This window comes from Herbaspirillum sp. (assembly GCF_035644555.1).
In the GTDB taxonomy this organism is placed as follows: domain Bacteria; phylum Pseudomonadota; class Gammaproteobacteria; order Burkholderiales; family Burkholderiaceae_D; genus Herbaspirillum.
Genome location: NZ_DASQOH010000078.1, coordinates 118,564 through 126,158, shown reverse-complemented (window position 1 = coordinate 126,158; position 7,595 = coordinate 118,564). Strand labels below are relative to the sequence as shown.

8 protein-coding genes are annotated in these 7,595 nt (G+C 65.2%); 3 read left to right on the top strand and 5 right to left on the bottom strand.

Going from position 1 to position 7,595, the window contains the following annotated elements:
* Position 1 precedes the first annotated feature (1 nt).
* Both VE092_RS22055 and VE092_RS22050 read right to left on the bottom strand, forming a co-directional pair.
* Complete coding sequence (locus tag VE092_RS22055) at positions 2-859, bottom strand: hypothetical protein (protein ID WP_324880046.1); 858 nt, start codon at positions 857-859, stop codon at positions 2-4.
* Between the two features lie 114 nt (positions 860-973).
* Positions 974-1,642: a metalloregulator ArsR/SmtB family transcription factor gene (locus VE092_RS22050; RefSeq protein ID WP_324880045.1), complete on the bottom strand. Its 669-nt coding sequence runs from the start codon at positions 1,640-1,642 to the stop codon at positions 974-976.
* 140 nt (positions 1,643-1,782) lie between these two features.
* On the opposite strand from VE092_RS22050, the gene VE092_RS22045 reads away from it, so the two are divergent.
* Entirely contained in the window at positions 1,783-3,231 is a 1,449-nt protein-coding gene (locus tag VE092_RS22045; protein ID WP_324880044.1) for an MFS transporter, read from the top strand.
* A 114-nt stretch (positions 3,232-3,345) separates the two neighbouring features.
* On the opposite strand, the gene VE092_RS22040 is transcribed toward VE092_RS22045, so the two are convergent.
* Complete coding sequence (locus tag VE092_RS22040) at positions 3,346-3,936, bottom strand: YigZ family protein (RefSeq protein ID WP_324880043.1); 591 nt, start codon at positions 3,934-3,936, stop codon at positions 3,346-3,348.
* An 11-nt stretch (positions 3,937-3,947) separates the two neighbouring features.
* Positions 3,948-4,850: a hypothetical protein gene (locus VE092_RS22035; protein WP_324880042.1), complete on the bottom strand. Its 903-nt coding sequence runs from the start codon at positions 4,848-4,850 to the stop codon at positions 3,948-3,950.
* Positions 4,851-4,975: 125 nt separating this feature from the next.
* On the opposite strand from VE092_RS22035, the gene VE092_RS22030 reads away from it, so the two are divergent.
* Positions 4,976-5,932 (top strand): patatin-like phospholipase family protein, encoded by a 957-nt coding sequence (locus tag VE092_RS22030; protein ID WP_324880041.1) that lies wholly within the window; start codon positions 4,976-4,978, stop codon positions 5,930-5,932.
* Between the two features lie 111 nt (positions 5,933-6,043).
* Here the strand turns inward: VE092_RS22030 and VE092_RS22025 are convergent, their stop codons facing one another.
* Positions 6,044-6,646 (bottom strand): C40 family peptidase, encoded by a 603-nt coding sequence (locus tag VE092_RS22025; protein WP_324880040.1) that lies wholly within the window; start codon positions 6,644-6,646, stop codon positions 6,044-6,046.
* Positions 6,647-7,004: 358 nt separating this feature from the next.
* Here VE092_RS22025 and VE092_RS22020 point away from each other — a divergent pair, with 358 nt between their 5' ends.
* Positions 7,005-7,412, top strand: coding sequence for a GlcG/HbpS family heme-binding protein (locus VE092_RS22020; protein ID WP_008326828.1), 408 nt, complete (start codon positions 7,005-7,007; stop codon positions 7,410-7,412).
* Positions 7,413-7,595 lie beyond the last annotated feature (183 nt).

Below are 7,595 nucleotides of genomic sequence, written 5' to 3'. Positions count from 1 at the left end.
TTCAACGCAACATGCCATGCCAGGTGGGCTGCTTTTCCTCATGGTAATAAGGCCGGGTCAGCGGCGCCGACATCACCTGTTCGTCCGCCAGCACGGTCACCGTGGCCAGGCCGGGCGGGCCGTCGTAGCGACGGCAGGCCTGGGCCGAATTGCGGTTGTTGTGCATGTCCACCACCAGCAGGCGCTTCTGGGCCTCGCTCATGCCCGGGGTGGGTGGCGGCGCCATGCGCTTGGGCGGAATCACCAGGGCGTCGCCCGGCTCCACCCACAGGTCGGCCAGGCTGATTTCATTGACGTAGGGGCGCCAGCGCGCCACCGTGATCACCAGCGGTTCGGGACCCTGCGAGAAAAAGATGTGGGCGAAGTCGTGGTACTCCAGGTCGGTGGCATTCCAGGTCAACAGTTCGCGGCTGCGGCCGTCGCCGAGATAGGGTGACTCATAGCCGGCCCATTTGCCGTAGGTGTACTGGGCCATCACCAGTCCCTGATAGGTAAAGCTGAGGCACTGGCCGTTGCGCAGCAGCGTGGCGCCGAAGGCCTGGGCATTCTCCGGGGTGGCGGGCAGGGGTTCGTAGCGGACCTCGGGCACGCGGAAGTCGAACTCGGTGATCTCGTAGGCCGGCCAGTCCTTGGGCGTGATCTTGCGCGGCCAGTGGGCGATATCGCGGTAGGTGGCGCCGCGTTCCAGTTCCGGTGCTTCCTGGGCCAGGGTGATGAGTTCGCCGACCACGGTCTGGCTTTGCAGGCCATGGCCGTTCCGGTTGCACATGTAGGGGTACTGGCTCGGGTCGAGCAGGGCTTGCGAGGGACCGTCGGCGATGAACAGGACCGGGTCGAAATCACTTTGATCTGGTGGCATGGCTTCCCCTTTGAATAAGCGCGGCGGTGGCAGGTCGCCGGCGGGCATCCCCCGATGCGGCACGGCGCCGGGGATGTTCGCACAGATCGTCAGGGATGGCGATGTCTGCCGGCCTCAGTCGGGGGCAAGGCGGCGAATGCGGTAGACGCAGCGTCGTGCGCCGGCCAGCAGGTGTTCTTCGCGACTGATGGTGGCGTCGGCGCCGAGCACCTCGCCAAAGAGCTGCAGCTCGGAGCGGCAGAAGCCCTGGCAGGTCTGGGCGGCGGCGCAGATCGGGCAATGGTCTTCGATCAGCAGCCAGTCCTTACCCTGTTTTTCCACACGCGCCATATAGCCTTCGGCACTGCGGATCTCGGCCAGTTTCTCCAGTTTCCTGGACAGCGAGGGCAGGCCGGCACAGCGTTGCCGGTAGTCTGCGCCCATCTCCGCTTCACGCTGGCCGATCAGCTTGTCCAGGCCGGGCTGGCCGAACAGCTGACGGATCGATCCTATCAATTGCACCGTGAGCTGCGCATGGGTATCGGGAAAGCGCGCATGTCCCGTAGCGGTCAGCTCCCATTCCTGACGCGGGCGGCCGGCCCGCACGGGGGTAGCGGCCTGGCGGCCGGCAATCAGGCCATCGGCGGCCAGTTTCTGGAGTTGCTGGCGCGCCGCTTCGGCGGTCATCTCCAGTTCCCCGGCCAGTTCGCTGGCGGCGGCCGGTCCGCGCGTCTTCAAGCGCAGCAGGATGCGGTCGGCGGTGCTGGGGTCACCCTGGGCAGGGTGCGGTATCGGGTTCTGCATATTTTCCAAGTGTTTACTTGTTAAATGGATGGTTTCGATTTACGATGCAATTAATTAAGCAAGTGTATTCTTGGATAATAGACCGGCCGCGGCCAAAAGTCGATCAGCGATTGTCCGCGGCATTGCATGAAGGAAATCACATGACCACTTCTTCTTCCTCTTCCTGCGCCGCCGTAGCTGCCAGCGTGGCCAGCTGGGGCGAATTGCTGGGCCGCCGCCATGGCTGGTGCGCCGTGGCGCTGACCGGCGGCGTGGCCTTGCACGCGATCAACGTGCACATCGTCACTACCATCCTGCCCTCGGTGGTACGTGATATTGGCGGACTCGATTATTACGCGTGGAACGTGACTTTATTCGTGGTCACTTCCATCATCGGGTCCACCCTGACCGGCAAGCTGCTGACGCGCCTGGGCGCGCGCGGCACATATCTGCTGGCGCTGGCGGTGTTCGCGGCCGGCGCCATGCTGTGTGCGGCGGCCGGCGGCATGGGCTGGATGCTGGCCAGGCGGGCGGTGCAGGGCATCGGCGGCGGGCTGCTGGCTTCGCTGGGCTATGCGCTGATTCCGCTGGTGTTCGCGCAGCGGCTGTGGTCGCGTGCCATCGCGCTGGTGTCCGGCATGTGGGGCATCTCCACATTGCTGGGGCCGGCGGTGGGTGGGCTGTTCGCGGCCGACGGGCACTGGCGGCTGGCGTTCTTTGCCTTGCTGCCGCTGTTGCTGCTGCAGGCCGCGCTGGTGCTGTGGCAACTGGGGCCGCGCCGCGTGCGTGCGCAGTCCGATGAAAGCCAGGCCATGCCGCTGGGGCGCATCCTGCTACTGGCGCTGTCGGTCTTGCTGGTGGCGCTGGCGGCGCAGACCGATCATTCCTGGAGCGCGACGGCCTGGGTGCTGGGCGGCGCGCTGCTGGGCCTGTGGGTGGCGCGCATCGACCTGCGCCATCGCATCCGCCTGTTGCCGCGCGATGGCTACCGGCTCTCTACCGTAATGGGATGCGCCTTCGCCTGCATTGCGCTGCTGGTGCTGGCCAGTTGCGTGGAAATTTTCGTGCCCTACTTCCTCCAGACCCTGCATGGCTATGCACCACTGGCGGCCGGATACGCGACGGCGGCCATGGCCGGCGGCTGGAGCCTGGGTTCGCTGCTCGGGTCGGGGCGCAACGCGGCGACGGCAGCCCGCATGATCCGCCTGGGGCCGTGGCTGATGCTGCTGGGCCTGCTGTGCCTGGCCATACTGTTGCCGGCGGTGCTGCCGGCCGCTGCCAGGCTGGTCGAGGCGCTGATCGTGCTGGCGCTGGCCGCCACCGGGCTGGGCATTGGCATCGGTTGGCCGCATCTGGTGGCGCGGGCCATGCAGGCGGCCGCGCCCGGTGAAGAAAACCTGGCCTCGGCCGCCATCACCACCGTGCAGCTGTATGCCATGGCCATGGGCGCCGCGCTGGCCGGGCTGGTCGCCAACCAGGCCGGGCTGGGTCTGCCGGGTGGGGGCGGGGGAGCGCGTCAGGCGGCCTGGGTACTGTTTGGATGTTTTGCGCTGGCGCCGGCGGTGGCCGTCGTCCTCACGCGCCGGCTGGTGACGTATGGCGGGCAGTGAGTGCCGCTGTCCTGCCGTGCAGCCGCCGAGCGAGATCGACTACCACCTGCTGGTGGCGGAGTTCGACATGCTGTGGTCGCGTCGTCCCGATGCCGCACTGCGGGCGCGCATGGATCAGATGATGCGCTTGATCTCGGCGTTCGAGGAGAGCCGGCGGATCGCTTCTTCCGCTTGAGCCAGCGCGGACTCGGGCAAGCGCAGGTGGAGGTGGGCCAGGGTGTCGTGGCGGCTGTCCAGCAGTTGGTACTTTTGCTGCGCCAGCCAGTGGCGCAGTTGCGGTTCGGCCGCATAGACCACGCCGATCTCGATCTCTGCCTGGGCCACACGTTCGGTGCGTTCGGTTTGTTTGAGGGCGCTGGCAATGGCGTCGGTATAGGCGCGCACCAGGCCGCCGGCCCCCAGCTTTACCCCACCGTAGTAGCGCACCACCATGGCCAGCACACCATCCAGTTCGTGATGGCGCAGCACTTCCAGCATGGGGCGGCCGGCGGTACCGGAGGGCTCGCCGTCGTCGGACATGCCGGACTGGCCGCCAGCCATCAGCGCCCAGCATACGTGGGTGGCACTGCGATGGGCTTCGCGCATGCGGGCGATTTCCTGCATGGCGGCTTCGCGTCCCGCGACCGACTGGACGATGCCGATGAAGCGGCTCTTGCGGATCTCCAGTTCGATCTCGACCCGCTGGGCGATGGTGAAGGTGGCCATGCGACGGTGGTTCAGCCGGGTTGTCGATCCGCGCCCTTGAGCAGGGCCAGTTCGGCACGCAAGCCCTGGTTCTCTTCGGACAGGCGGGCCACGCGGGCCTGCAGGCCGGCGATTTCGCGGCGCAGGGTGGCGGTCAGTTCGTTTTCCTGGCCTTCGACCAGGGGAATGGCCGCATCGGGCAGGGCTTCCTCGGCCCGGGGCGCGCGCGGGGTACGGGTGGCGGCCTTCTGTTCGCGCACTTTCTTGGCGGCTTCGCGCAGTTCCTTCTTGCCACCGGCCACAGCGCTCACCTGCGCTTCGCTGGGCAGGGTCGCCACGGCAGCAGCGGCATTGATGGAAATGGTACCGCTGCGCACGGCCTCCACCAGTTCCGGGGCGGCGGTCTTGCGGATGCGGTCGATCTGGCCGATGGTGGCGCTGCTGATGCCGGCGGCACGGGCGATGTCTTCGCGGGTCTTGATGCGGCCGGTATCGTCGTCGGCATGCCAGGGGGCATCGCCGGCCGGGGCATTCTCGTTGTTCGTGGCGGGGTCGGCGGTGCTGCCGTCGTCGCTGGTGCCCGATTTGGCCGGCGTGGCTTCGGCCCTGGTGCGGGCGGCGATGATGTCGCGCTTGCGCAGAGCCAGCATGCCGCGCTGGAAGTCGGAGACGCTGCGGCGGCCGAGCTGGTTATCGATCATCCACAGCAGCACGTCTTCCAGTGACTGGAAGCTGTCGTTCTGCACCGTCTTGAACGGCAGCTCGTACTTGCAGCAGATTTCGTAACGGTTGTGACCATCGATGAGCACCTCGCCCCACAGTACCAGCGCGTCGCGGCAGCCTTCGGCCAGCAGGCTGCGTTCCAGCGCCGCGTATTCGTTGGGGGTGAGGGGATCGATGTACTTCTTCAGTTCTTCGTTGATGACGATATTCATGGGGTGCAGCCTTGCCTGACAGATCGGAAGCCGGGGGCGCATTCTACACCACCGCCCGTGGCCGCCTGCGGTCGGCGCGAGGGCTTGCAGTACAATGTCGGGCTTCGCCCTTGCTTCCGGATGTCATGCGCTTCTGCTCTTCCTTCCGTCTGGCGGCTCTCGCCGTCGCTTCCACTGTTCTCCTGTCGGCCTGCGGGACCACGTCCTGGATGCCGGGCAGCGCCTCGCCCACGGCGGGGGACACCAATGCCGCCAGCAGCGTGACGCCGGTAGCGGCCACGCCGCGCAAGATCAAGATTGGCCTGGCCCTGGGCGGCGGCGCCGCGCGCGGGTTTGCGCATATCGGCGTGATCAAGGCGCTGGAGGCGCAGGGCATCACGGTGGACGTGGTGGCCGGTACCAGCGCCGGCAGCCTGGTGGGTGCGCTCTATGCGGCCGGCAACGATGGCTTTGCCTTGCAGAAGCTGGCGATGTCCATGGACGAAGCCTCCATCTCGGACTGGTCGGTGCCACTGTTCGCCAAGGTCAGTGGAGTGATCAAGGGGGAGGGGGTGCAGAACTACGTGAACAAGGCGGTCCACAACGTTCCCATCGAGAAATTTAAGATCCCCTTCGGCGCGGTCGCCACCGACCTGCGCAGCGGCCAGCCCATCCTGTTCCAGCGCGGCAATGCGGGCGTCGCGGTGCGGGCCTCGTCGGCGGTGCCGGGGGTGTTCCAGTCGGTGAAGATCGGTGACCATACCTATGTCGATGGCGGGCTGGTGTCCCCCGTGCCGGTGCGCTTTGCGCGGCAGATGGGGGCAGACTTCGTGATCGCGGTCAACATCTCGGCCAATCCCGAGGCGCAGGCGGCCTCCAGCAGTTCCATCGATGTGCTGTTGCAGACCTTTGCCATCATGGGCCAGACCATCAACCAGTATGAACTGAAGAATGCCGACATCGTGCTCACCCCGGGTCTGGGGGCCATGAAGGGCAGCGACTTCGCCAGCCGCAACGTGGCCATCCTGGCGGGCGAGCAGGCGGCTACGGCGGCCATGCCCGAGATCAAGCGCAAGCTGAAGCTGATGGCGACGGGCAACTGAGCGTTCGCATTTCACGCAGGAAACAAAAATGGCCGCTGGAGTTCTCCGGCGGCCATTTTGCTGGTCCTGACTAAATCGTTTATATCGTATGCGGATGCACCGTCCTGGTGCTTATTTCTGCTCTTCTTCGCCCGCCATGATGCGGCGCGCACCATTGAAGCGCTTCTTCCAGTAGGACTCGTCCATGCTCTCGATACGCACCTGGCCACCGGCCGAAGGGGAATGGATGAACTTGCCATCGCCCAGGTAGATGCCCACGTGCGAGAAGCCGCGGCGCAGGGTGTTGTAGAACACCAGGTCGCCAGGCTGCAGATTGTCGCGGCCGATCTTTTCGCCCACGCGGCTGATTTCCAGCGAGGTACGCGGCAGGTCGGTGCCCCATGCTTCCTTGAAGACGTAGCGCACCAGGCCGCTGCAGTCCAGGCCGGTATCGGGCGAATTGCCGCCGTAGCGGTAATTGATGCCCAGCATGGCCAGGGCCTGGGTGGCCAGTTCGGAAGCGCGGTTGGTGATGTCTTGCAGGCGGGCGATCGCAAGATTGGTCTTGCTGATCAGCTGCTGGGCTTGCGGGGAAGTGGCTTGGGGAGGGGGAAGATCCTGCGCTGCCAGGGAAAGGTCAGCGGAATGAGCCGATGCACAGATCCAAAGGCCGGCTGCGAGCGCGCACGCGCGAGCGGTTTGTCGTCGGATGCGGTCAGATCGGCGTAGGGTCATCGGGATCCTCTCAAAATAGGATTGCGGGACTGTAAGGTAAATCTTACGGCTTGTCAAAAGCTGGATTCGTGCCAGCTTGTCAGTCTGCAATGATTTTGGGGGTAAAAACGGGGTGTCTGGCCGCTTTTCCCCGTAGGGGTTTTTCCTACGCGGCCCCGAGAAAAATTTTCCGTAAATGATTTGCGGATGAGAAGATGCATTCCCGCATGACGGGAATGCAAGGAAGGGGCAAGGGCACCGCCGGTCTGCTGAAAATGATTCATGCAGAGCATATGGACGAGTTTGCCGGGACGGGGTGTCAAAACGACTTTATGGCCTTACAATCTGCGTTCGATTTTTCAAGCCTATCGGAGCAAACATGCAAACCAAACCGTTTCTGTCGCTGGACGACGTGAAGAAGATCGCTGCCGGCGCCGAAGCCGAAGCCCGCGCCAACAACTGGAACGTGGCCATCTCGGTGGTCGATGATGGCGGCCACCTGCTGTGGCTGCAGCGCATGGATGGCGCCGCCCCGATTTCCTCGCAGATCGCCCCGGCCAAGGCGCGCACCGCCGCCCTGGGTCGCCGCGAAAGCAAGATCTATGAAGACATGATCAACAACGGCCGCGTCTCCTTCCTGAGCGCTCCCGGCCTGGATGGCCTGCTCGAAGGTGGCGTGCCGGTCGTGGTCGACGGTCACTACGTGGGCGCCGTTGGCGTTTCCGGTGTGAAGTCTTCGGAAGACGTGCAGATCGCCAAGGCCGGTATCGCCGCCCTGGGCCTGTAAGCCTGTCCCGCGCCGGCGGCCCAGCCCGCCGGCGTTCCCGTCTTTTTGCACACCATTTCGGTGCAACTTGCGGCAACTTTCGGCGATCTACGATTTGCCGGAGGGAGGCTCTTGCGCTATAATTGAGCGGTTTAGCCAATTTTATCCGCCGTAGCGCATACCCATTCCTCTTCCTCGTTCCCA

Coding starts and splice junctions, on each gene's coding strand:
- VE092_RS22045 (WP_324880044.1), top strand. CDS start 1,783: ATGACCACTTCTTCTTCCTCTTCCTGCGCCGCCGTAGCTGCCAGCGTG.
- VE092_RS22055 (WP_324880046.1), bottom strand. CDS start 859: ATGCCACCAGATCAAAGTGATTTCGACCCGGTCCTGTTCATCGCCGAC.
- VE092_RS22050 (WP_324880045.1), bottom strand. CDS start 1,642: ATGCAGAACCCGATACCGCACCCTGCCCAGGGTGACCCCAGCACCGCC.
- VE092_RS22030 (WP_324880041.1), top strand. CDS start 4,976: ATGCGCTTCTGCTCTTCCTTCCGTCTGGCGGCTCTCGCCGTCGCTTCC.
- VE092_RS22040 (WP_324880043.1), bottom strand. CDS start 3,936: ATGGCCACCTTCACCATCGCCCAGCGGGTCGAGATCGAACTGGAGATC.
- VE092_RS22035 (WP_324880042.1), bottom strand. CDS start 4,850: ATGAATATCGTCATCAACGAAGAACTGAAGAAGTACATCGATCCCCTC.
- VE092_RS22020 (WP_008326828.1), top strand. CDS start 7,005: ATGCAAACCAAACCGTTTCTGTCGCTGGACGACGTGAAGAAGATCGCT.
- VE092_RS22025 (WP_324880040.1), bottom strand. CDS start 6,646: ATGACCCTACGCCGATCTGACCGCATCCGACGACAAACCGCTCGCGCG.